The 25,117-nt window shown below is 26.6% G+C and carries 19 protein-coding genes; 10 read left to right on the top strand and 9 right to left on the bottom strand.

The features are described from left to right. Positions 1–24: 24 nt before the first annotated feature. Positions 25–2,316 (top strand): S8 family serine peptidase, encoded by a 2,292-nt coding sequence (locus tag SAM46_RS00175; RefSeq protein WP_078747270.1) that lies wholly within the window; start codon positions 25–27, stop codon positions 2,314–2,316. Next, positions 2,316–4,106, top strand: a complete 1,791-nt coding sequence (locus tag SAM46_RS00170) for a hypothetical protein (RefSeq protein ID WP_078747271.1) — start codon at positions 2,316–2,318, stop codon at positions 4,104–4,106. The genes SAM46_RS00175 and SAM46_RS00170 overlap by 1 nt, the downstream gene beginning before the upstream one ends. A 31-nt stretch (positions 4,107–4,137) precedes the next feature. Here SAM46_RS00170 and SAM46_RS00165 read toward each other — a convergent pair whose 3' ends face one another. Both SAM46_RS00165 and SAM46_RS00160 read right to left on the bottom strand, forming a co-directional pair. Beyond that, positions 4,138–4,806 (bottom strand): DUF402 domain-containing protein, encoded by a 669-nt coding sequence (locus tag SAM46_RS00165; RefSeq protein WP_078747272.1) that lies wholly within the window; start codon positions 4,804–4,806, stop codon positions 4,138–4,140. Positions 4,807–4,823: 17 nt separating this feature from the next. Then, entirely contained in the window at positions 4,824–7,022 is a 2,199-nt protein-coding gene (locus SAM46_RS00160) for an MYPU_1760 family metalloprotease (protein ID WP_078747273.1), read from the bottom strand. A gap of 175 nt (positions 7,023–7,197) precedes the next feature. Between SAM46_RS00160 and SAM46_RS00155 the strand changes: the two genes are divergently transcribed. Continuing rightward, on the top strand, positions 7,198–7,413 hold the full coding sequence (locus SAM46_RS00155; protein ID WP_078747274.1) for an MAG6790 family protein: 216 nt from the start codon (positions 7,198–7,200) through the stop codon (positions 7,411–7,413). A gap of 41 nt (positions 7,414–7,454) precedes the next feature. On the opposite strand, the gene SAM46_RS00150 is transcribed toward SAM46_RS00155, so the two are convergent. The 3 genes from SAM46_RS00150 to SAM46_RS00140 form a co-directional block, all read right to left on the bottom strand. Next, entirely contained in the window at positions 7,455–9,137 is a 1,683-nt protein-coding gene (locus SAM46_RS00150) for a hypothetical protein (RefSeq protein WP_078747275.1), read from the bottom strand. 113 nt (positions 9,138–9,250) lie between these two features. Continuing rightward, positions 9,251–11,158, bottom strand: a complete 1,908-nt coding sequence (locus SAM46_RS00145; RefSeq protein WP_318635596.1) for a M13 family metallopeptidase — start codon at positions 11,156–11,158, stop codon at positions 9,251–9,253. 136 nt (positions 11,159–11,294) lie between these two features. Beyond that, positions 11,295–12,275, bottom strand: a complete 981-nt coding sequence (locus tag SAM46_RS00140; protein ID WP_078747380.1) for a hypothetical protein — start codon at positions 12,273–12,275, stop codon at positions 11,295–11,297. Between the two features lie 210 nt (positions 12,276–12,485). Between SAM46_RS00140 and SAM46_RS00135 the strand changes: the two genes are divergently transcribed. Next, the gene (locus SAM46_RS00135) at positions 12,486–13,385 is read left to right on the top strand and encodes a hypothetical protein (RefSeq protein WP_078747381.1); all 900 of its coding nucleotides are present in this window, start codon (positions 12,486–12,488) and stop codon (positions 13,383–13,385) included. Positions 13,386–13,688: 303 nt separating this feature from the next. On the opposite strand, the gene SAM46_RS00130 is transcribed toward SAM46_RS00135, so the two are convergent. After that, on the bottom strand, positions 13,689–14,720 hold the full coding sequence (locus SAM46_RS00130; RefSeq protein WP_318635595.1) for an IS30 family transposase: 1,032 nt from the start codon (positions 14,718–14,720) through the stop codon (positions 13,689–13,691). Positions 14,721–14,977: 257 nt separating this feature from the next. Here SAM46_RS00130 and SAM46_RS00125 point away from each other — a divergent pair, with 257 nt between their 5' ends. Continuing rightward, positions 14,978–15,808, top strand: a complete 831-nt coding sequence (locus SAM46_RS00125) for a hypothetical protein (RefSeq protein WP_078747244.1) — start codon at positions 14,978–14,980, stop codon at positions 15,806–15,808. 1,804 nt (positions 15,809–17,612) lie between these two features. Further along, positions 17,613–18,974, top strand: a complete 1,362-nt coding sequence (gene eno / locus SAM46_RS00120; protein ID WP_078747247.1) for a phosphopyruvate hydratase — start codon at positions 17,613–17,615, stop codon at positions 18,972–18,974. Between the two features lie 94 nt (positions 18,975–19,068). On the opposite strand, the gene plsY is transcribed toward eno, so the two are convergent. After that, positions 19,069–19,947 carry a glycerol-3-phosphate 1-O-acyltransferase PlsY gene (gene plsY, locus SAM46_RS00115; RefSeq protein ID WP_078747248.1) on the bottom strand — a complete coding sequence of 293 codons (879 nt, stop codon included), beginning with the start codon at positions 19,945–19,947 and terminating at the stop codon, positions 19,069–19,071. A gap of 64 nt (positions 19,948–20,011) precedes the next feature. On the opposite strand from plsY, the gene def reads away from it, so the two are divergent. From def to SAM46_RS00095, 4 genes are read left to right on the top strand one after another with little or no spacing between them, the layout of a single operon-like run. After that, positions 20,012–20,569, top strand: a complete 558-nt coding sequence (gene def, locus SAM46_RS00110; RefSeq protein WP_078747249.1) for a peptide deformylase — start codon at positions 20,012–20,014, stop codon at positions 20,567–20,569. Next, the gene (locus SAM46_RS00105) at positions 20,569–21,807 is read left to right on the top strand and encodes an EI24 domain-containing protein (RefSeq protein ID WP_078747250.1); all 1,239 of its coding nucleotides are present in this window, start codon (positions 20,569–20,571) and stop codon (positions 21,805–21,807) included. The genes def and SAM46_RS00105 overlap by 1 nt, the downstream gene beginning before the upstream one ends. Positions 21,808–21,815: 8 nt before the next feature. Further along, entirely contained in the window at positions 21,816–22,709 is an 894-nt protein-coding gene (locus SAM46_RS00100) for an MSC_0882 family membrane protein (RefSeq protein ID WP_078747251.1), read from the top strand. After that, the gene (locus SAM46_RS00095) at positions 22,709–23,275 is read left to right on the top strand and encodes a DJ-1/PfpI family protein (RefSeq protein WP_235645898.1); all 567 of its coding nucleotides are present in this window, start codon (positions 22,709–22,711) and stop codon (positions 23,273–23,275) included. The genes SAM46_RS00100 and SAM46_RS00095 overlap by 1 nt, the downstream gene beginning before the upstream one ends. Positions 23,276–23,339: 64 nt before the next feature. Here SAM46_RS00095 and SAM46_RS00090 read toward each other — a convergent pair whose 3' ends face one another. Together SAM46_RS00090 and SAM46_RS00085 are read right to left on the bottom strand one after the other, a co-directional pair. After that, on the bottom strand, positions 23,340–24,155 hold the full coding sequence (locus SAM46_RS00090; protein WP_078747252.1) for a PQ-loop domain-containing transporter: 816 nt from the start codon (positions 24,153–24,155) through the stop codon (positions 23,340–23,342). A gap of 98 nt (positions 24,156–24,253) precedes the next feature. Then, on the bottom strand, positions 24,254–25,093 hold the full coding sequence (locus SAM46_RS00085) for a Cof-type HAD-IIB family hydrolase (protein ID WP_078747253.1): 840 nt from the start codon (positions 25,091–25,093) through the stop codon (positions 24,254–24,256). Positions 25,094–25,117: the final 24 nt, after the last annotated feature.

The raw sequence follows: 25,117 nt of genomic DNA, 5'->3' as shown, positions 1-25,117 counted from the left end.
AGTATAGAGATATATGGAGATATTATGAAAAAAATAGTGAAATGACTCTCATTATTATTTGCTTCGGTAACTGTACCATTTTTTGGTGCAGTTTTTATTTCTGCAAATATTAATAATAATGAAACAAAAATTAAATTAAATCCAAAACAAGATATTTACTTATCTAAGTATGAATATGATATTTTAAAAAGTTTTTATAGCCATTACTATGATAAGTTAGGTTTAAAATATCATTTGAATGATACAAGCAATGGAATATTAGATCAAAATTCCCCATATAATAGAGTCGGAATTGTTGAAATTAATAAAAATAAGTATTTAGATTTTATACCTTCACAATTAAAAAATTTTAGTCTTAATATACACAATGTAGATAGTGAAGAAGATTCACATGGAGAAGCAGTTTCATCTATTATTGGTGGTGACACAGGAATTAATAAAAAAGCTAATATGTTTTATTCTGTTTTAGGTAATGACAGCATTTCTTCCGAATCGCAAATAAGACGTTCTATCGAATATATGATTAAAAATAATGTAAGAATCATAAACTTTAGTTTAGGTGGAGCAGATATTTTTAATTTGAAACGTTTTGGCGGGAATTATGTAGAGAAATTTGAAAGTAAATTTGGTGTTCCTTTATTCCAAGAAAAAGTTCATTTGGCTCGTCGTCAATATAATCAGGAAACTAAAACTTATAGTATTGATTACTCATACAAAATTTTAGATTGAGTTAATATTAAACCATATGATGAAAATAATTATTATTATAAATTAAATCTGAATGATGATTGGTTTATCAAAGGTTTAACTTCATGATTACTTACTTATTATTTTATTAAAGGTAATGAATCGAATTATGAAGACTTGATAATAAATTCATACTTTGATGACTTGTTAACTAGAGTTATTGATGAATACTCAATTAAAAATGATTTAATTTTTGTTATGTCTGCTGGTAACGGTCGCAGATATTTAAATTATTTTGAAAGATATGGATCATCAATTCTTTATAATTTTGAAGATTTTATGTCCTACTTTATACACTTATATAATAAAAGATTTCAATCTTCTGTTCGAAAGCAATTAGAATTTATTCATAGAAATAATGTGTTATTGAGCAAGATGTTTAATGAATGACACCAAACAAATGGCAATCATTATGCAAATGCAGATAAATTCATAGAACAATTTTTCAATAAAAGAGCTTCTAAGAATGCAATTTATGTAGGAGCTGCCGACTACAATAATCAACCTACTGCTTTTTCAAGTTATAATTTTTATCCTAATACAATAAGTCCGCTTATAAGTGCATATGGAAATCATCGTAATGAAGATGATTTAATTATTAAAAGAATGACTAATAATGATAAGTTGACCAGAACTTATAAATTGAATCAATTAAGTCATTATAAATCTAACACTAAATTCTATGAATATTTAGAATTTATTAATGATTTTGACGGCACCAGTATGGCTGCTCCGATGATTACTGGTTTAATATCTTTATTACATACTCAATTTCAAAGAAATTTCTCTGTTAGCGAAATAAAAAATTTATTAGTTAGTTCTAGTACATATGCGAATACTGATACTATTAAATATTCTTGACATCACTATCCATATGATTATCAAGATGTTTGAAGAAAAAATAGATCTAAATCAAAAACTGGTTTCGGAATTCCAAAATATTTTAAAATGGTCCAACTAGTTAAAGATAATAAATTAAAGCAATTTAAAAAGCATAGAGAACCTGCAGAGAAATATCATGAAAGCGATATATTATTATCAATGGGTCAAAACATTTATTCACAAAAAAATATAATTCAACATATAACTACAACTGTTTCATTTAAATACATTGACACATATTCTGTTATAAAAGATTATTTAAAGCAAAGTGCCAATAATATGAATGATTATGTCAAAATGGAAGTTTTATCTAAAATGCTAGATAAAGCTGAGAGACTTATTCCTAATATTAAAGATGAATTTACAACAAATATAATTGATACTTTTAGTTATATTTATGATGATAATTGATCTAGATTAAGACAAAGCCAATCACCTGACGCTTCTGTAGAAAGAACTTATTTTGGTAGTCATAAGCGAAAATATCTTGAACATAATGTATATGTAGACTTAAAACAATTAGTTGATATAAAGGACTTTTTCAATCGCTTTAAAGATAAAATAAACGATTGAAATATATTACCTAATTGGCTAACTATAGAACATATACAAGAAGCAATAAGCAGAGTTTATCATAATTTTATCGATAGACATTTAAATCTTCTTTACTACAATGAGGTAATATAATGAAATTTAATGAATGAAAATTTATGTTTGGTTGTGTTGTAATGACACCTTTATCATTAACAATATCTTGCAATAATAAAACAACTCAAGATGATAATAAATATAATATAGAAAATGTATATGCTAAATTTAAACACAAAATTAATGTACTTTCAGACATAAAGAAAGACAAAAATAATGTTTTGATAAACGAAATTAATAATTCAGCATTTGTTAAAGAAAAATATAAAAAACTTCTAAATTTAGATATTGAAAATCTATTGAATCAAGATGCTTTATATTTGTACGATTTTAATCTAATTAATTTGTTTATCGCTGAATTGCAAAAAATATGGAACGGTTATCTTACAAGATTTGATGTATTTAATAAAAAACACGATATAAATAATCGTTTTATTAAACCTACTCTGACAGAAGAATATTTTGAGCCAAGTGTAAAAGAAAATGACATTACTTGAATTTTTACAAAGTTATTTCTTGATACATTGAAAAAATATCATTTCATCACAAGTGATGAATATAAAAAATCTAATAATAAGACAGATATATATCACGAAATCAGTTTATTTAATAGTTATGTTTCATATTTATTTGCAAAATATAAAGAATATTATTATGGAGAAATAGTAAATAAACAAAGAAATGAGTTAATTTCTAGAAATTCACTTCCGCTAAATAAAGTCTATTACAAAGAAATATTTAAATATTATGGATATTCACCTTCAATAGTAAAAGAGCAATCAATGATTGAAAATTATTATGATGGTTATCATTCTAATGAATTAATGAGTCAAAACTATTTCATGAGTTCGAATTTAGCTAACAAATTATCTTTTATCGAAATTGTTAATCCCTTAATTTATAGTTTTGAATCAACTAACGATAAACAAATGCTTCCGTTTAGTAAAGATGAATATAAAATGTTTGTGATGGGATCAGAATTTGATAATTCATATAATAATGTTACAAATCTTGATAGTATTAATGGATTAAATTTTTATAGCAATCTTTCTACCAATGAAAATAAGTTTATTAAAAAAATTTATTATGATCGTGTGTCAGAGTCCCATTATTATGACTCAATCGGAGCAGATCCCGAAGTATGATCTAAACATTATGATACATTTGATCATATATTTTGAATAAATTTTGATGGAAACATAGCAAAAAATGATAAGCAATTAATTAAAAGAGAATTAATTGAAAAATCTCATTCGGAGTTTGATTTATTTCTTAACAATGAGCAAGAAAAAGAATGAGAGAAATATATCAATCAAGGTGATTGAAACAATTCTTTTGTAGTTGAAGATATAGAAAAACTTCTATCTTATAGTGAATTTAAAATTGAATATACTCCATTAATTAATGCTTTTTCTAAGTATGCTGAAAGCATTATGCGGCCATATTATGTAAATACAAAGACAATAGAAGAAAATCAGAAAAAAAGATATACTGAATGAAATATAAATGATGATATGAAAACTAATAAAATTAAGGAATTCATTTATTATGTTAATGATTTTTCAGAATTGGAAAATAATATCAAGAAACAATACAAAGAGCTATTGAAAAAAGACAATTATAAATGAATAACCCTCAATAGCAATAATATTAACGGATTCAAAGAAAAACATTCAAAAATTCAAATCAAAACTCAACATTTTCTTCAAGTTCCTTGAACAAATGAATTAATCTCATTCAAAATAGTTGATCCAGATTATAAAACAAAATTTTATGTTTATAATGATAGTCGTCGTGAAAATCCTGATTACTATAAAACATCTCGCTAATTGCGGGATTTTTATACAAAAATCGTCCTTTTTATGGACGATGTTTGTAGTGATAATTACCTTTTCTAGCAATTTGTCTAAACATATCACCTTCTTCAGAAAAATGTTTCTTTTGACTTATTCTAGTGTATTTTTCTGCAGCTTTATCTGTTATTAATTTATCGGCTCTTAAAACTTCTAAATAGTAATTAATAATTTCTGAATTAAAGAAATATTTATATTCACTATAAAGTTGCATAATATTTTTTAGCTCTTCATAAATCATTGATTTTAGTTCATTTGGATATTGCATTTCTTTAGCATGCAAGTTAAATTCATCTCTATCAACAACTTGTAATTCTTTATCAGGATAACATTTAACATCTAAATCATAATCAATAAATTTGATTGTATTATCTTCAAAAATTGGTCTTGATGACATATTTATATAGTAATAAGGTCCAGATTCCTTTAATAACACAATAGCATTATACATTGCATCTTTAGGTATAAATCAAATGGCATTTTCATTATATCTTCAACCATTTACATCTTTTTCGTATTCGGCAACTTTTGTGTTTTTTAGAAATAACACAATATGTCTTTTATTATGAAAAACAACTTTTGCTGAATTTCATTGACGATATAAATAACCATTGTGTTTATATCCTTGGACATTTATCATTGAACCAACTTTTAGTTTAGTAAAATCTCATTCCATTGTTATCCTCCTTTATTTTAAATTATACCATTTAGCTTTTTATCATTTCATTGAATTCTAGTTTTATCACCATCTTTATATACTTTGTATCAATTAATTGGATTTTCTGCTCTATATGTTGTTACTCATCTTTGAGTTGGTAAAGTAATTTCTTTTTCCTTGTTAATTTCATTTTCTTGCACTAATCCGTCGTTATTCAAATCACTTCATAAATAAATTAATGAAGCTCCTTGCACATTAACGTAATCTGTTTTATAAGCCACATTGAAATCATTAGGATAAATACGATTATCTAATTGAGCTTGTCTTTCAGTATTAACTTGATTATCTAGACTATATAATCTAGCTCCTTTATCAAAATCCTTATGCCCAAAGAAATTAAAGACATCTAGATATTGAATATTTGTTTTAGCTATCACATTACCATTATCATTAAGAAACACAAATCCAGTATAATCTTTATTATCTAAATACCCACTTAGAGATATTTTCATAGCATTCTCATCATCTTTTGAAACAGAATCAAACTTTGTATTTTTTCATTGTCAACCTTCATTATCATAATAAATTTGAGAAATTGTTTTTCCATACCCCATAGTATCTAAAAATAAGTTATAAAAATCATTTGATTTATTAGTAATAATATTTTGATATTGAGATTTAGTTAAATTATTCGATTGTGTTTGATATGAAGGTAATGCAAATGGAGTTGCAGGAATCATTATAGAATTTCCTGTAATCATTGTTGGTTTACCGAACGGAAAATCTGGCGACGATATTTCAGGTCCGTTATTTTCTGTAATATATCATCCACTTCTATCAAGAGAATCAAAGTTGTTCATAAATACTTTACCGTAATCATCGGCAATAGAACTAGGTCTAATTTCTGTAGTTAGTAATACGGCATTTTTATATCTAAATTTCATATCACCAAAAAATCCAGATGAAAAATCTTTTTTATTATTAATTGCTATTCTAGCTGGATTTGGTTCGTTTATATTGTAATATGATTCAAATCCATATTTTAAATATTCTCTAGGTACTAATTCAGTTAATGAATAATAGTATCTTAAATCACCTTTATTCAAACTAAATTTTTCACTAGGTGAAAATCATACGCTATCTGGTGCATTATTTCATAATCTATTAAGGCTAGGAGATAATCTAGTATTGTTTGATACATTTCACAAGTCAGCAGGCGAATAATTATAATATAAGGCATCAGAAACATCTAAGTATTCATCAGAATAAACAGGGTAATATCTTGCTCTCAGTAATTGCAAGATTTCAGGTTTTATATAAGATTTTGCTTGTACATCATAATTTAACAATGTTCTAAATTTGGAAGCAAAGTAACCGTTTCAATATTGTTGAGCTCCATGATTATGATAGTTATCCCCATATTCATCTGTAGAAGAAGGTTGATAATATCTAATATAAGCAACCTGTTTAGCATTAATATCACTTTGTTTCCAATTTTCTTTAGGATTAATTATATTATCTGATTTAGAAGCAATTTCTGCATAATTATTTGCTCAATGATGCATGTATTCATGAAATAGAGTTTGCATTATTGTTGCAATAATATCATAAATACTTGCATCCGTCTCGCACAAGAAAGCTGCATTAATATAAATATTTTTTACTGATGGTATATATAGCCCATTAGCTGTTTGCGGAATAATTTTAAAATCATTAACATTTATTCCTTCTAAGTCAAAAATTTCAGGTCCAAAAGGTACTTTTCTTTTAAATTCTTGAGCTAAATATGCTAATCCAACGGTTCCTAATAAATATCTATTATTTTCAGGATTTTCATTATCAATATAATATGCATAATCTTTATATTCTACCTTAGTATAAGGATCAACATATTTTACATATGTGCCTTGTGAATTTTGATATTGAGTATTATCTAATTCCCCCACTTGATTAATAGCTTGTAATGCTTTTGTCTTATTATCTTCATTTAAATCAGGAGATAATAACATTTCTCTTTCAGATAAATTAATCCAATGATTTTTGTTTATGCTAGTTTGTCATTTAGGTGGAGTGAAATCGGGATTAATTTTTATCGTTCCATTATCAGTACTATTATTATCTTTATTAAACAAAGAATTAATAGCAAAATATGTACCAGCTACTACTGATGCACTGGCTAAAACTGTTACTGTTCCGATTAAAGCATATAATCAATTTCTTGTACTCTTTTTCATATTAATATTAATTTTAATACTTTTTTAATAAAGGTGGTAAATTATAATTTTGAGCCTTAAAAATAGTGATTTTAATCTATTTTTTTAAATGTGGAAAAATATGAAAATATTTTTATTTTTTGGTTTTTGACATGTAATTAGATTATAATATTAATGTAATAAATGGAGGTCATTTATGTATAAATACAAAGCAAAATTAGTCGCAAATGGCGAAGTAGTTGCTCAAGCAAACACAATCGAAGAACTTGAAGGACTAATTAAGGGATACCGTCGTGGACAAAAATACGGTGTTCACACAAAAAGCAATGAAAAAATAGAAATAATCTCTGTTGAAAGAGACCACTTAAGAGGTAAAGAAGCTTCTAAAGAAGTAAAAATTAAAGTGGTATAAATTTGATATAAAAATTGAGAGACAGTAATGTCTCTCTTTTCTTATTTACTTCTTAAAATAGAATACATATGTGCTGTTCCTGGTACAGAAATAGTTTGAGTAGATTGTGATCAGGAAGTTGCATTATTTATTTCTATTTCTAAATCATAATTTCAATTAAAATCAACTCTTGTTTTATCATCCGAAATTGAAGTGAAATTGTTTAAACTTGTAGTATTTAACATTATTCTGTCAACTTGAAAACCATTATCCCCTACAGTTCTTTGATTTGCGTCAACTTCTTGAGCAAAAGGGGTTCCATTAAATAATAAATCTACATCTTGAGCAAAATCTTTTTCAGCATTATCTGATGGAATGATTACTGGATCAATTATTAGTTCATTTTTTTCATCAGTATACGCAATTCTTAATGAAGGAGCATATTTGGCACCTAAAATCATTTTTGCTTCATCTGGTGTGTATGATAAAGTCTTTTGTTGTTCTTTATCTAGTGAATTATATTTAGTAACTAACTTTTGATAATATTTTTTAACATTAAATGCTGCTGGATATGGTACAAAGGTAAATTGTTGCTTTAATGTATCTTCATTTAAAGTTTTAAATCCTGTTATTTCTTTATTTATATAATCTGATGTTATTGGAACATCTGAATAAGTTTCATTATCATATGAAATTTGAGCCGATAAATATAAAGTACCAGTTAAATCATTTGAATAATATTCAACATTCATACTTAGTGGAATCTTATTGTAATTCTCATATTTATCATTAATTTTGAAAATTAGATTTCACATATCTATTTTTGCTTGTTTTCTTCCTGTAAAGTACGATGCATAATAATTTGAAGCAGCTTGGTTATTCATTACAACTTCTACTTGATTATTTAATACATAATTTAAATAATCTCGGTCACTATAAACAAGATTTGTTGGGTTTTCCATAACTCTATTAAAAACTGTATATGTAGAAGTTGGTTGTTGTAATACACCATTTTTCATCGATAATTCTTTTGCTTGCACCAAGATATTTAAGTTATATTTTTTATTATATTTTGTTGAATTATCACTTATAGAGAAATTAGTAATTTCAAATGCAGGATTATTTAATATAGATATAGTCATATTATCAATTGATATTTCAAAATTATTGATATATTTTTTCACTACATCAAAAGGTTTGTCCACAAGATTACTTGCCGTAATTTGTTCTTCCATCATTTTATTAGTATTAAACTCTAATTTAGCTAATGTACTACTATGTGGTATTGTCTTAGCAAACCCTGTAACTTTAAATACATCTTCTCATAATGTTTTATCTTTATAATTCCCAATTACTTGGAATGTCATTTCTGATTTAGCATCATCAAAATCAGTTACTATTACTTGGCTTATATTATAATTAGCATTTTTAAATGATTTTCGGTCAATAGCATAATAATTGAATGAAGCAGGCATATTACTATTTAAATTAAGCAATTGAATTATTCCCTTATACTTATTTATTTTTAATCCATTTAATTCTCCACCTTTTTCTTCGTCTACAATTGGTTGCGGTTCTTTAGGTCGCTGTGGTTGTGTAATAGGCGGTGTTGGCACGGGTGTTGGTTGACTAACAGGATCTTGTGGGGTGCTTTTTGTATCATTATTACATGCTATTGCAATAATAGGGGTTCCTAATAAACTTGTTGATGAATATTTAATTCATTTTTTGACACTTTTTCTCATTTATATCTCCTTAAATATTTAGTTTTTATTTCTATATTTAAATATTATTAAATTTTATTGCTATTTTATATCAAAATTTTGAACAAAAAACTGGCTATATAACCATTTTCTCATTATCAAATTTTTATTCTTTTGTCTGGTGCTAAATACATTTTATCAGTTTCTTTTAATTCATATGTATCGGCAAATAAATCTAGATTCATCATTAGAACATTTCCACGTTCTTTCGCAGGTGAATGCACATCTGTTTCTAATAATCTTCTAATATATCCTTCTCCAGCTTTCATTCTTCAAACTCTTACTCAGTTTTCAAAGAATTTTTCAGCATCAAAATCTTTTTCTTTTTGAGCAGCTTCTAATGCACATGCAACTCCACCAATATCTGCTATATTTTCAGATACAGTCAATTTACCATTAACTTTTCCAAATGGTGTTTCTCGAGTACTGTATAACTCAATAACAGCTTGAGTTTTTTCTGCAAATTTTTCTCTATCGTGATCTGTTCATCAATTTACCATTGAACCGTTTTCATCAAATTGTGAACCATTATTATCAAATGCATGTGAAATTTCATGAGCAATTACTGCACCAATTCCACCGTAGTTAGCTGATGAAGATTGATGAATATCATAGTATGGAGCTTGTAAGATTGCAGCAGGGAACACTATGTGGTTAGCAAATGGGTTGAAATAAGCATTAATAGTTGCAGGTGACATTGATCAATATTTTGGATTTACATTTTGTAAATATTGTGACATTTCATATTTATAAATAATTGAATCAAAATTTAATATATTTTCATAAACATTTGATCCTTCTTCATATGTCTTAGTAATAAATTGTGCATAATATGGCTTAATTTCTTCAGGATATCCAACCATAACACCTAATTTAGAAAGTTTTAAGATTGCTTTATCTTTAGTTTGTTGTGTTAACCAGGTATTTTCTTCTAAACGTTGTTTATAGACATCTATCATGCTTGCTACCATGTGCTCTACATCTTTTTTAGCTTTTTCTCCGAAATATTCTTTAGCATAATACATTCCTAAAGGCATAGAGAAGTATTTTGTAGCTGTATCATATGCATATAATTCTAATTCACGTGGTTTAGCAATAGAATATAATACATTTCTAAAATGTGAAGCTTTTAATCTAATTGTTTCGCTCATGAAGTTTGCTGCATGTAATAAGTTTTTAATGAATAATAAAGCTCTATAAGCTTCAAAATTATCTTCATTATAAATTCTGTCAATATTTTCAACAAATCTTGGATTTGAACACGAAATTTCTTTAACTTCTTTATTAACTAATGATTCAGCAATTTTCTTAATATCAAAACCTTTTACTTTTTCTTTATATCATTCAACATCTTTTAAGTTATATAAAGATGTATAGTCAGCTTTTTCTTCATTTGAAAGTACAAATTCTACTAAGAAATTATCAAATTCTAATGCTTGTTGCACAAGTCTATTAGCTTGTTCTGTAGTCTTACCATATGAAATTAATAAATCAAAAGTCATTTCTTTTCATGCGGTAATTAATTTTTCTTTTTGAATAGGATTACCATAAGTTTCTTTGGAACCTAAGATTAATCTTGGATCTTCTAATCATAAAATATATTTTTTGTTATCTATGAAATCCTCACCAATGCTAAATGGTAAAGGTAATGATGAATAAGAAGTATCTAATTGAGCATAATTTTCAGCCAATTCATTAAAACTTGTAATTTCAAATATTTTATCAAGATGTTTTCTAGCTGGTTCTCAACCTAATTCTGCTCTTTTATCAGCATTTATTAACATTTGATAAAGTTTGACATATTCATGAATCATTTTATCAGTAGGTAATGGCTTTTTCCCACTTGCTCAATCTGCTGTAAGTCCTTTAAGTAATTTTTCTAATTTAATATCAAGCTCACCAAAGCATGAAATTGAGGGACGATCAGCAGGAATTTCGGTATCTTTTAATCATTCGAAATTCACGTATTCATAAAAGTCATCTTGTAATCTTGGTTTGTTCATTTTTCTCCTTAAATATATTGATATACAATAGTATATTAATTATACTTTACTTTCGGTATTAATTTAATATAGTGTTGTGTCTATAATAATTAATGTTTAACTATCTTTATCACATGTAAACTACTTTCTATTATGATTATTCATCATTTACATCAGCTAAAATTGTTAGCAGCTTATATAAGTTGATGCAATACTTACCATCAATATATTCTAAAATTTTTGTTGCTTCATTTCTTTTGTTTTCTTTTAGTATTGTCATTCGTGAAATAATAAATGATAATGCACGAAATGTTTGGTTTGTATTGTTGTATCAATAATAGTAAGCATATCTATGTATGTTAGAAGAGTTAAATTTACTCTTATAAATTGTTAAATAAACTATGAATTCTTTTTTTAATTGAAACATTGTATCTATAGTTTTAATTGTATCTTTTACAAAATTGTTATTAATTAGTTTTCTTATGGTTTTCAATACAATGTCTAAATCATTGGCTAATTTGTTATCATCAATAGTCTTTTCTAAATAATCAATAAATGCACTTTCAAGTAAACTATTATATGGATTATCATTGTATATATACATTTCATACGATACATTTAAAAAGATTGATATTTTAACTACTTCTACTAAATCATTGATATTTATATCTCCATATCAATCTAAAATTAATTTTAAATCTAATAAACAATTAATTATTTTTTGCATTCTAGGATTAGTTTTGTTTATAACATAGCTTGTTAGAAGCTGACAAATTTTAAATCCTATCATCAAATTTACTTTAACTATCTTTATTCCATCAATTTCTTCGATATATTTTGATGGTACTGTTTTAAATTTCATACATTCTAAGTTAATATTGTTATTGTCTACTTTTATATCAACAGAATTATAAAATTCATGATTAGTAAATTCGTTAATTATCTCATAATTGCTTTTACACTTTTCTCAGTGTTCATTTCGTTGAAACAAATTACCTTTAGTGGATAATAAAATATCTATGTCATTAGGCAGTCTTTTTATAATATCTCTTACATATAGTGAATAACTGCCTTGTAATATATAACTATTATCTCAATGTTTTATGGTACTTAACAAATTAACTATTTTACTATTCATTTTTTATAACCGCCACTCTTTTAATAGAACATATTCTATATATTATTATATATGCCTAATAATAAAGCTTTTTATTATTTAACTACTATATATTTATTAATTAAATTAATTTATGGAAATATATGTGGAACAGTTATTTTTCAATCACACTTATATAGCTTTTAATATAATTTTAAGTAGTGAAAAATAAAATAAAAGAGGAATTTATATATGAAAAATGATTTATTAAATGCAGTTGTTGCAATAAGTAACACAGCTAATGCTATTAACCCGTTAAATAACGGTAATATTCAAAATAATGAAGAATTATTAAAATGAATCAAACCATTAATTGATACATTTAGTGAATATGATAAAAATATTATATTAACATATTACGATACTATAGACAAAGTTACAAGTAATAACTTCTTGAAAAATTCATGATTATACAAATTAATCGAATCTACTTTATCATCCGAGAGATATCATTTTATTTCTAAAACACTACAAGATAGCGATTTAGATGATGTAGAAATGTTGAAACATTTATCTGAGAAATTAAATAATATACTTATAAATAAAGCTATTGAATACAATAATATAGGAAATAAAAAAATAAAAGATGAAAAAATAACACTGGCCGCAGGTAATGCTGGTGCTGGATTATTAGGTGCGTTCTTATTTTTTGCTCCTTATATTGCTGCTGCAGCCGCTATTGCCGCTAATACAGCTGGCGGACTATTAATTTCAGAAGGAAAAGAACTGAAAACAAAAGCTGCTGATTTGGAAATTCAAGTTTCATCAATGAAAAACGATTTTTCTAAGTTAGCCAATAATTTTTCAAATGCTTTTACTTATTCAACAATATTAGATTTATCACAAAAAGAAAAAAATGATTTTAAGAATGTGCTACATAAAATCATTGATAATTGTGACTCAATTCTTCAAAAAATATTAACTATTTCGAATAATATTGACGACAAGTATCTTATTAACCAAATTAATAATGTCAAAAATGTTATAAATCGTTTAAGAAATTCTATTATTATTGAGTTATCAATACTAAATAATAACAAAGATAATACAACTAATAAAGATGAATTTGATAACTATGCCGGTATTAATTAAAAAGTTGAAAGTCCACCTAAGTGGTAAATTGAGTAGTTCCTCAATATTGCTGTATAAATTTTACAAAAATGTTCCAAAAGCGTGAAGAAAAATAAAGCCTAAGCTTAAAATTCTTTGTTATTTAGACGAAACTGTTGAAATATTTAGAAGTTTTTAACCTGATTATTCTGCCTGTTTTATCATCAATAAAATCACGATATTGATCATTTATTGCGTTGAACATTTGTGAAATATATTCAAAATTAACATATCTCGGAAACTTGCCTTTTGGTAGAAAGTTTCTGATTTTTTTATGAGCATTTTCTATGCTTCCTTTTGTAATGATGAATATGTATCGCACTTGTAAATAACAGGAATTTCTCTTATTTCATTTAACTTCACATTTTCCGAACCATTGTCTATGGTTAGAGATAAAATGGTTAAATTGTGATGATTAATCAATTTAAGAAGTGATTCTTTTATTGAATCTGCATCTCGCCGAGTTAATATCCCAAATAACATTCTTGTCTTTCTTTCTAGCAAGGTAAGAATGCAATATTTAGCTCTTAAATTAAGAATTACTGTGTCCATTTCATAATGTCCAAATTCTTCTCTGTTTCTAATTGTTAATGGTGCGAGATGAATAGAAATACCAAAGTTAATTTTCTTAGATTGCACTCCTTTAGGCTTTTTTCTTCTTGCCACGTAGTTTATCTCAATTAGATTTTGAAATACCTCTTTTGATTTCAAAATAAAAATAGAGAAATCAACATCTTTAAATATTCTTAATCCATAAAAGTAATAAAAAGCTTGTGGCGTAGGTATAAAAGCATTTTTATCCTTCAATTGTTCTTTATAGTAATCCAAGAATGTCGTTACTGATATTAGTGGTTCAAATTTCTTTTCATTATCTGAAAGTAAAATACCTTTAGATAATTTTCTCTTAACGATTCTGTGTTGTTTACTTCAAAACCTTCAGAAGCGAACAATATCATCTCATTTTGAAATTGTGTTTTCATGAATTTGTTGAACTGGATTTTGAACATTTTGCATTTTGAGCTGAACTCATTCACGATGTGAAACTTTAAAAATTGTTGTTAGTCTATTTTTTACAATTACTGCAAAATTTGTATGAGTCTTCTGCTGTGTAATTCACATAGCTAGTTTTAAATTTTGCTTGAGAACTTTAGCTGATACGTTCATTGTTTTTGAAATATCATTCAGTGTTTCATGTGTTGCGAAATTTTTAAACATAATAGCTAGCTTTTCGATGTTGAAATGAGTTATATTTTGCTCTCTGAGTTTGTTTATGTCCTTATGGATTTTGTTTATTTCGTTATCATTTAGTGAATCCATTATTGCAAAATGATAATATGCTTCTCTTTGAGTTTTTGATATAACCGTTTGATATACTTTTTCCTCAATTTTTATGCAAAATACTCTTTTTTGTTATACTTCAAATCTATTAACATTATAATTAAGTTAGTTCCTTCCTTTAGATTTGCAATTTTATTATACAAGGATACAAAAAAAGCTGTTAGCTCACGATTAGGTGGATTGACAGCTTTTTAATTTATAGATAACTATGCCGGATATTAATAAAGTGAGGGTTTATGATAGTTTATACAAATGATACAAATTACAAAAAAAGTACTGATCAAGATAACTATTTAATTTATTCATATGTTGTAAATTTATTTTATTCTTTACCCGAAGAGTATTTAAATGATTTTTTAACAAAAATAAATCTCACAGTTGATGAATTAAATAATACACTACCTAACTGAATAAAATTCAAAAATAAAGATATTAGTAAAAGTGATAAATTAGCGATTATTGAATTCAACAAATTCTTAATTTTTTTAGCTGATGAATTGGAGAAAATCAATAGAAAGAACAACCTTGAACTACACTCTTATAACGATGATAGCAATAAATATAAATATAAAAAGGTAACCTCTATTTTTTTAAGTGCGCTATTCTCATATATGCAATATATGGCAAAAACAACAGCAATTAGAATGGCCGGTAGTTGATTAAGTTGAGTTTCACTCATATTAACATTAAAAGATGTTTATGATTTTGAAAAGAAATATTCTGAATTTGATAAATTGATTAAAAAATCAAATAAATTCTATGATTTAAATTTTAATTTATCAATGTCAGTCGCTAGATTTTTTTCTTATATCAAAGATAATCCGGATAATACAATAAATACTTATTTAGAGAAAATTGAAAGATTGGATAAAATATTAACTAATATAAAGCATATGTCTCTTTTTCTGGATAAAGAAAATATCTCATATAATAAAAATTCAGATATTTTATTTGGTATTAATACACTAAAAAATATTTTTTCTGATGAAAAAAATAATATTATTTCAGAAATGAATAAAGAAAAAAATAATACTGTGTTTGATGATGATTTTGGACCTGGATATTAAAATGAAACACGAAAGTGCTTGAATAATTTTCTGTTTTTTATTTGTAAGCTTTTTTTACATAATTTTCTTATCATTAGCAGTAGGTTTTCCTTTTATATTTAAATTTACATTCGGTCATAAAATTAATAGCATTGTCTTTTTTGTTAATTATGGAATTATTATGCCCCCTGTATTTTTAATTACTATATATCGTATTATTAATGATTTTAATGTTACAGTAAGATTATCAAAAAAATTTAGGAATCAAGACGTTAGGTTCAAAAGCAAAAATAAAAATATAATAATTTATTGAATTTATAAACATATTTATCTTAAGCCATTAAATGTAAAGAATAATGAAATGAATCATCAAACAATTGATAATAAAACTAAAATAAAGATTCAAATTTATATTTTCTTTTATCTATCGTTAATTATTCTTGCATCAAACCTTATAATAAATGTATGATATACAATTTGATACTTTACCACTGAACACAGGAATGTATCATATGGATGAATATTTTGATTCTTTGAATTTGTTTCTTTTTATGGCTATGTAGTTTTTTGAAGATGTAGAACTTACCATTATTGCAAAAATCACAATTTAACAAAGAAATCATTTGAAAGCAATAGACTTATTACATGGATTATTTCGTCAATCCCATCATATCCATATAAACAATTTATTTTATGCAAAAATGCTTTTCATTGAAATGAAGAATTTGAGTATAAAGGTCGTATTACTGATTCTTGAATAATATATAGATAAATTAAAAGATAAAAGTTATAAATTATAAAATTTAGCAAATAAGAATTTAGAAGTTAGGATATTATAATGAAACATGAAAATGCTTGAATAATTTTTTGTTTTTTGGTAGTTAGTATTTTCTATATTGTTTTTGCTGTATTATTGATTCTTATCCCTTTCTTGTGAGGATATAAGCTTTTTACAGAACCTAATGAAAAAATACGAGATATTGTTTTTTTAATTAATTATATAGCTTATGCTCCACCAATAATTTTGTTTATCATACATCGCATTATTAATGATTTTAATGTCACAGTAAGATTATCCAAAAAATTTAGATATCAAGACATTAGATTTAAAAACAAGGATAAAAATACAATAATTTATTTAATTTATCGCCATATTTATCTTAAACCTTTAAATATAAAGCATAATGAAATTCAACATAGAGATAAAAAACATAATATGACTAAAATAAAAATACAAATTTATTTTTTCTTTTATCTTACACTACTTATTTGAATAACAACGCTAATAACTAATATAAGATATACCTCATGATATATTATTTATTACCAAGGGACTGATTATTACAAATGATGATTTTGAATAATGGAATTAATTTCTGTAATTGCCTATGTGTTTTTCTGAAAAGGAAGAACATTCCATTATTGTAGAAATAACAACTTAACAACAGAAATGTTTAAGGATGAACGGCTAATTAGATGAGTTATTAAAGTTTTTGGTGGATGACCATATAAACATTTTATATTATGTAGAAATGCCTTCCACTGAGATGAAAAATTTGGGTATAATTGCGATGTTTTTGATGTGTGATTGTTTTACAAATGATATTAACTGTCAAACTAGACAGTTTTTATTATCCGATTTACAAACATTTTATACTATCTATAATAGATATAATCGAATAGGTATAGTTTAATTATACATCTATCTTTTTCTATAAAATAGCATCATAATCACTTTTATAATAATGCTATAATAATACTAATCTTTAAAAGATTAATTATTTGCAAATAACACAAAATCTTAAATAAATAAAGGAGACAAAAAATGTCAGCAATTACAAAAATTCATGCACGTGAAATATTAGACTCACGTGGTAACCCAACTGTTGAGGTTGAAGTATTTACAGAATTTGGCGGATATGGTATCGCTAAAGTTCCATCAGGTGCTTCAACAGGTTCACGTGAAGCTTTAGAATTAAGAGATAAAGGTTCAGAATATGAAGGTAACTGATTTGGTGGAAAAGGTGTTATGTTAGCAGTTAACCATGTTAACAACGATATAGTCCCACACATCTTAGGAATGGAAGTTACTCAACAACGTGAAATCGATATGAAAATGGTTGAACTTGATGGTACAGAAAACAAATCAAAATTTGGTGCTAATGCTATTTTAGGAGTTTCTTTAGCTGTTGCTAGAGCCGCTGCTAATGAGTTACAAATTCCACTTTACAAATACTTAGGTGGGTTTAATGCACACGAATTACCAGTTCCTATGTTAAATGTTATCAACGGTGGAGAACACGCTTCAAATACAATTGACTTCCAAGAATTTATGATTATGCCTGTTGGTGCTAAATCATTTAGAGAAGCATTACAAATGGCTAACTTTGTATTCCACAACTTAGCTAAATTACTTAAAAAACACGGACACGGTGTTCAAGTTGGTGATGAAGGTGGTTTTGCTCCAAACTTCAAATCACACGAAGAAGCATTAGATTTCTTAGTTGAAGCTATTAAAGCAGCTGGTTATACACCTGCTAAAGAAGGTGAAAAAGCTGTAGCTATCGCTATGGACTGTGCTTCATCAGAATTATATGCAGATGGTGTTTACACATTCAAGAAATTAAAAGCAGCTATCGAAGAAGGAAAAGCTGGATTTGAACATTTAGAAGGTGTTAAATTAACATATACTTCAGACGAAATGGCAGAATACTTAAAATCACTTGTTGCTAAATACCCAATCATTTCAATTGAAGATGGTTTTGCCGAAAGTGATTGAGCTGGATTTAAAAAATTCACAGCTGAAATGGGTGATAAATTACAAATCGTTGGTGATGACTTAACAGTTACAAATACAGCTATTTTAAAACGTGCTATTGAAGAAAAATCAATGAACTCAATTCTTATTAAAATTAACCAAATTGGTTCAATTACTGAAACATTTGATGCTATTCAAATGGCTCAAAAAGCAAACATGACAGCAGTTGTTTCACACCGTTCAGGAGAAACAGAAGATACTTCAATCGCTGATATCGCTGTTGCTATGAACACAGGACAAATTAAAACAGGTTCATTATCACGTACAGATAGAATCGCAAAATACAATCGTTTATTAGCTATTGAAGAAGAATTAGGAACAGTTTCTGAATTCAAAGGTATCAAAGCTTTCTACAACATTGTTAAATAATACGAGAATAATATATGGAATTGCCTTAATGGTGTTCCATATTTTTATTTAATAAAAAACATCTATTCGGTAATTGAATAGATGAGTATATTAATTAGCTTTTTTTTAAATTGATTTTTCTCTCTGTACCACTTATTAATCTTTTTATATTAGTTCTGTGAGTTAATAAGATTAATCCTACAGCTCCTAAGTAAATAAATCCATTAAATATTGATCCTATTGTTAATGTGTAATTAAAAATATATATAAATAAATGTTTTTGATCTACTGGAACTCAAGGCTTTAATTCGGGTAATACTTGCCCATGCACAGGATTGGATACAAAAGCATCATTTACTATATTATTTAATCAATTGAAATTTGTGCCTCAAGCTATTACACTATTTGACATTCAAGGTACAAATACAAAAGGAATTAATAAGATAGCTGCTACCATACTTGCAAGAGATACATATTTTTTTCAAAATGCAACAGCAAAGAAAAATACAGCAGCAATCGGTAATAAAACAATATTGTAACTAATTATTAATCCAATTGAACAAGCAACTCCTTTTCCACCTTTAAATCCATAAAATACTGGAAAACAATGACCAAGCACAACTCCGAATCCTGCTAACATTGGCACAGCAACAATTGGTTGAGCTTGATAAACCACTGGAGTCTTCGCAATTTCAGCAGGCATTCGTAATTGTGGAGTTATATTTGCTAAATATGCAAATCCTGTGGCTATTGCTACAGCTACTATTGTTTTTGCTATATCAACTAATAGAATAATTATTCCTATTTTTCTTCCAAATACCCTAGAAGAATTGGTTGCACCTGCATTTTGGGAATGTTCTTCTCTAGGATCTTTCTTAATTATCTTGCCTAAAATTATTGATGTATTTAGCGAACCAATTAAATATCCCATCACTATAAATGCGATATTAATTAGCACACTACTAAATATCAGAATTGATAAATTTCCTTGCATTTAGTTACTCCTTATAATTAATATATTAATTATATTTTAATTTTAGTTATATTATAATTTAGTTATGAATAAAAAATATAATATCAAAATAGTACAACTACCTGATACTGTACTTAGAAAAAAATCACATGATGTACCAATTCCTCTAACAGATGAAGATATTGATCTAGCAGAAAGAATGATATATCACATCGATGACTCACAAACTGAAGGAACACAATTCCGTCCCGGAGTTGGTGTTGCAGCAGTACAATATGGAATACTTAAAAATGTCTTTTATGTTTATGTCCAAGACGCAAATGGAAATGTAATGTTTAAGGATGTTATGTTTAATCCTCGCATTGTCGCTAAAAGCGATCGTAAAATTGCTCTTGAAGAAGGTGAGGGATGTTTATCGGTTGATGAATCTTGACCAAATCAAGAAGGATTTGTTCATAGATCCGATAGAATTGTTGTAGATGCTTATAGTTATAACGAACGTAAATGACTACGTTATGAACTTACTGGTTATTTAGCAATTGTATTCCAACATGAATTAGATCACTTAAATGGTCACTTATTTATTGACCGTATAGCTAAAAAAGATCCATGAAAAAAATTAGCAAAGGCTAAATACTTATAATGAATAATATATCTTACTTTTTTGAAGCTACTGAACAACAAAGTTCTAATTCTAATAATGGTTTAGATACCATAATTAACTTCTTAAAAAATCTCTCTGATAAATTAAATGGAGCAACTGTTTGATTGCCTATTGTAATCACTGCATTAATTGCTATAGCATTTCTTTTAGGTTTTTGATTTAATTACAAATGAACAATTTTTAAGGTTGTAGCAATTGTTATTACTATTGTGGCAACAATTTTATTTTATAATCTAGTATCTGAACAAATTGCTAATCGTCTAAAAGATGATGATACAACTAATACCACGGTTCAATCGGGATTGCCGTTCATATCAACTTTAGTTGCTATTATTATTTACTTGTCTATTAGAGTATTTTTCTTCTTTATTACATTAATAATTCAATTAGCTACAAAAAAGAAACGTAAAGAAAAAGCTGCATTAAGAAAAGAATCAGGACACAGAGGGAATAGAATTTGAACTCGTGTTCTATTTGGTGGTACTAATGCTATTTTAACTATACCCGGTACTTTACTTATCGCTAATGTTATAACTACTGGAATTCCAACAACTAACTCAACAACTAAATCTACTAGTTTAGGTGTTAAAATGATGACTGGTGGAAAAGGTGCTTCACTTTCAGGTCTAGGTGCTGGAGTAATTGCCGGAATTGATTTATTTAAAAAAGGTAATACTTTATTTGAATTAATGCAAAAAGATCCTTCTAATTTATCTAAAAAAGATCTTGATGAACTAACACAAGCTCTTGGTGCTACTACAAACATTTTAAATAATGAAGATGTGCAAAATGTTATAAAAGAAGTAGCTACAAGTTATGTTAAAAAAGAGGTACAAGTTATTAATAAAACTTTAAACACAGACGAGTACTTAGATAAATTGGTTCAACATGTTGAAGAAACAAACTCAAGTTATAAACTTGCAGATGATGCACAGAAAAAAGACATTCTAACTTCTTATGCTATAGAACAAATTAATAAAAAAGGTGATGAATTTATGGGCCAAGCAGAAAGCGCTTCTGCTAAGGAATACTTAAATGTTGCAAGATACGTTATCTCTTCATTAAATAAAGATACTAGAAATTCATTAGCAACAATTTCTGCTTCTATATTAAATATGGATCCTAATATCGAAAGTAAAATCAATACTGAACAAGTAACCAAAGCTATCTTTAATAAATTAGCTGAATTTAAATATCAAAAAGAAGTAATTGAATAGGAGGTAATATGTTTAATGTACCAAATAATGGTGATTTGCAACAAGTTACTACTCCAGTTCCTAATACTTTAGAAGTCACAACTGAAACCAAGGTTAAAAAAGATCCTTTAAAAATTATTCCTGATGCTATTAATACAACATTACAAAGAGAAAAGACGTTAAATTTAATCCAATTCTTATTTTGATTTATTATCTTTTTAGCTTCAATTGCTGGTATATTAACTAACTATTTTCTAAATACTGCGGTTGACAAAAATAAAGGTATTGGGTGGTATGTATTACTATCATTTGTATTTCTTTTATCACTAAGTTTATTTGCTAAAGCTTTAACAAAACAGAAATCATGAAGACATGCTATTTCAATGTGTCGCGAAAATTATTCTCATGGTAATATAGCAGCAGTTACTGTTATTCCAGATACTTATCGTGCAATTAGATTAAAAATTCTTCGTTACACTTGATTATTCGCTTTCTTTATTACTTATTTCGCTTTATTTAATGGAGTGCTTTTATTCTTATTAAATGTATGAGATGGTGTATGAAATATTGAAGTTAATAATCCTAATTTAAAATTTAATATTAATATTCATTGAAAAGAAGTTCTTGATAATGCATTTGGTAATGTTTATGTTCTTCTATGAGTTGATTTTGGAGTTGCACTAGGATTTACTGCCATATATGTATTAGCATTAATGTATGATAGAAAAAGATACACTGAAGTTGCTACTTTACTAGGAGCTGATGCAGCTACAATTAAAAATGCTGTTAACGCTGAAATCAAATCTGAAAATAAAGCTTGAATTAAAGCTTATATAATCATTTTCATAATTGTTGTTCTATTACCTATAGCATTATTATGCTACTTAGTATGAAGAGGAATTATTAAAAGAGGTAAGAAATAATGGAAAAGTTAAAATTACTTGTTGTACTAGAAAATAATTTTAATGATATTGAATTAAACTCAACTTTATCAGTTTTACTTGCTAGTGGTCAAGTCGAAAGATATGATTACTTTATTCCTAAAAATAATGTTGCTACAGGGCAATTTGGAGTGGTTAATATAATTAGTCATAAAAAAGATATTAATCTTAATGATTACAATGCAATCTTTATTCCTGGCGGCCGTGGAGCACAAGAATTGAGACAAGATACAGAAACATTAAATTTAATTAAATCGTTTTATGATGCTGATAAATATGTTTTCGCTATTTGTGATGCTCCAAATACATTAATGGAAGCTAAAGTAGTTCCTAATGCTGTTGTTTATTCTTCATATCCATCACAATGATCAATTCCTACTAGAGGATTAAATCGTTCAAAAGAATTAACTAGTGTTAACAGAAAATATATTACAGGTAAAAATGCTTTAGCAGCAACTGATTTAGGTTTTAGAATTATTAAAGAGCTTTATGGTCAAGATAAAATGGTTGAGTTATATAATAAAATTAACGGTTTAGAGTCACATTAATTGTGGCTCTTTTCTATTTCAAAGGTATAAGAAAATCACCCAAGCGGGTGATATTTAATTCAAACTATTTTCCGGTTTGAACACTACGATCTATTCCTTTTGATAATAAGTATTTATCATGTAAAGTAAATCCTAATTGAATGCTAAATAATGCTAATGAAATAATTTGTCAGATTAATCCAGCAATGATTGAACCGTAATTTGGTTCTGGTTGATATGATTGTTGTACTAATCCTAAAATTCATCAAATAATTCATACAATGTTGTTTATTACATATAGAACATACATTCAATATGTAACACCTTGTCATTGTTTTGTTTTGAATGAACGAATTAATTGAGGTGTAAATGCTAATGTAGTAGCTGCAGGGAATAAGAATCCCATAATTGTTGATAAAGTATCTGGAACTTTAAATAGCACAGCTTCTGGACCACTATTGTAATCTACTCCGTAGAACACAATAAATAAAGTACCAATAATTCATGTAGCAAGAACTCCTAAATAACCATATAGTTTCTTTTGTTTAGAAAACTCTTTTTTGTGTAGGTAAAGCAATCCAGTCATTACACCATTTACATATAGTGCAATTCCGTCCGCTACCATAACATTTAGCATACCATGATTTAATTTATTAGTAGCTCCCCAAATAACTCATAATAAAATACCAATGTGGAATATTCAGAATGATGTAAAACTTACATCTCCAGTTTTTCTATCTTTGATTAATTTGAATAATTGAGGAAGACTAAGAGAGATAATAAATACTACTGATAGTCATAAAAACACAGTAAAAGCTGTATCAACAGGCGTAGGTAACATACCTCCTGTAACAACTTCATTCTCTGGTGCCTTATTAAATAATTTAATTAAATTTTGCATACGGTTATATTTTAACTTATTTTAATCATTACAATATTTATTTTTAGCACTATAAATAAGTGCTTTTAGTTTTTAAGCTAATTATAAAATAAAGATGCCTAGATTAAAGCACCTTCAATTATTTGCATTAAGGTTTGACCAATTGTTCCTGTTTGATGATCATCTATTACAAGGTTAGCAACTTCTTTGGCTTCTTTAGTAGCATTACCTAAAGCAATACCAAATTTAGCACCTTGAATCATATTAACATCATTACCGCTATCACCAAAAGCAACAAGATTTTTATCACTTAATCCTATCATTTCTAGCACTTTTTCAACACCTACAAATTTAGAAATATTTTGTGGATTAACATCAGTATATACTGAATTTGTTAAATATACTACACAAGGTAAATTCTTAGTTGCTTCTTTTATATCATGAGTTATTTGCTTTGCTTTTTCTAGTGGATTTCTTAAAGCAATTTGAGTTATAACACTATCTTTTGATAAAACAACGCCTTCAAGGTAATCTAATGTTGCAACATTTAATATATTCATATCCATTATTTGCTCATTTGACATTCAAGCCGGGAATTTATCATTTGGTAAATAAGACCCATTATAATCAATTGTATCAACTGTTAAAATTAAATCATTTTCTAATGCTTTATCTTTTAATACATAAAACACTTCATTAGGCACTGTATTTAATACAGTTGTTTTTTTATTATTTACATCATATATTAGTGCTCCATTAGAACACACTAAGTAATCAATATATTTTATTATTCCTTTATCTAATAAAGGTAAAACTTTTTGCAACCCTCTTCCAGTAGCTATGATATTTACATGTCCTTCTTTTTGAACATTTTCTAATGCTTCCATTGTAGATGGATGAATAGTATTATCTTTTCTTAATAATGTTCCATCTAAATCGTAAGCGAATGCTAATTTCATAATACCTCACTTTTCCTATGAAAT

This window comes from Mycoplasmopsis verecunda (assembly GCF_033546915.1).
GTDB lineage: Bacteria > Bacillota_I > Bacilli_A > Mycoplasmatales > Metamycoplasmataceae > Mycoplasmopsis > Mycoplasmopsis verecunda.
Note: the sequence above shows the minus strand (reverse complement) of the source record. Positions and strands in the feature narration are given on the sequence as shown.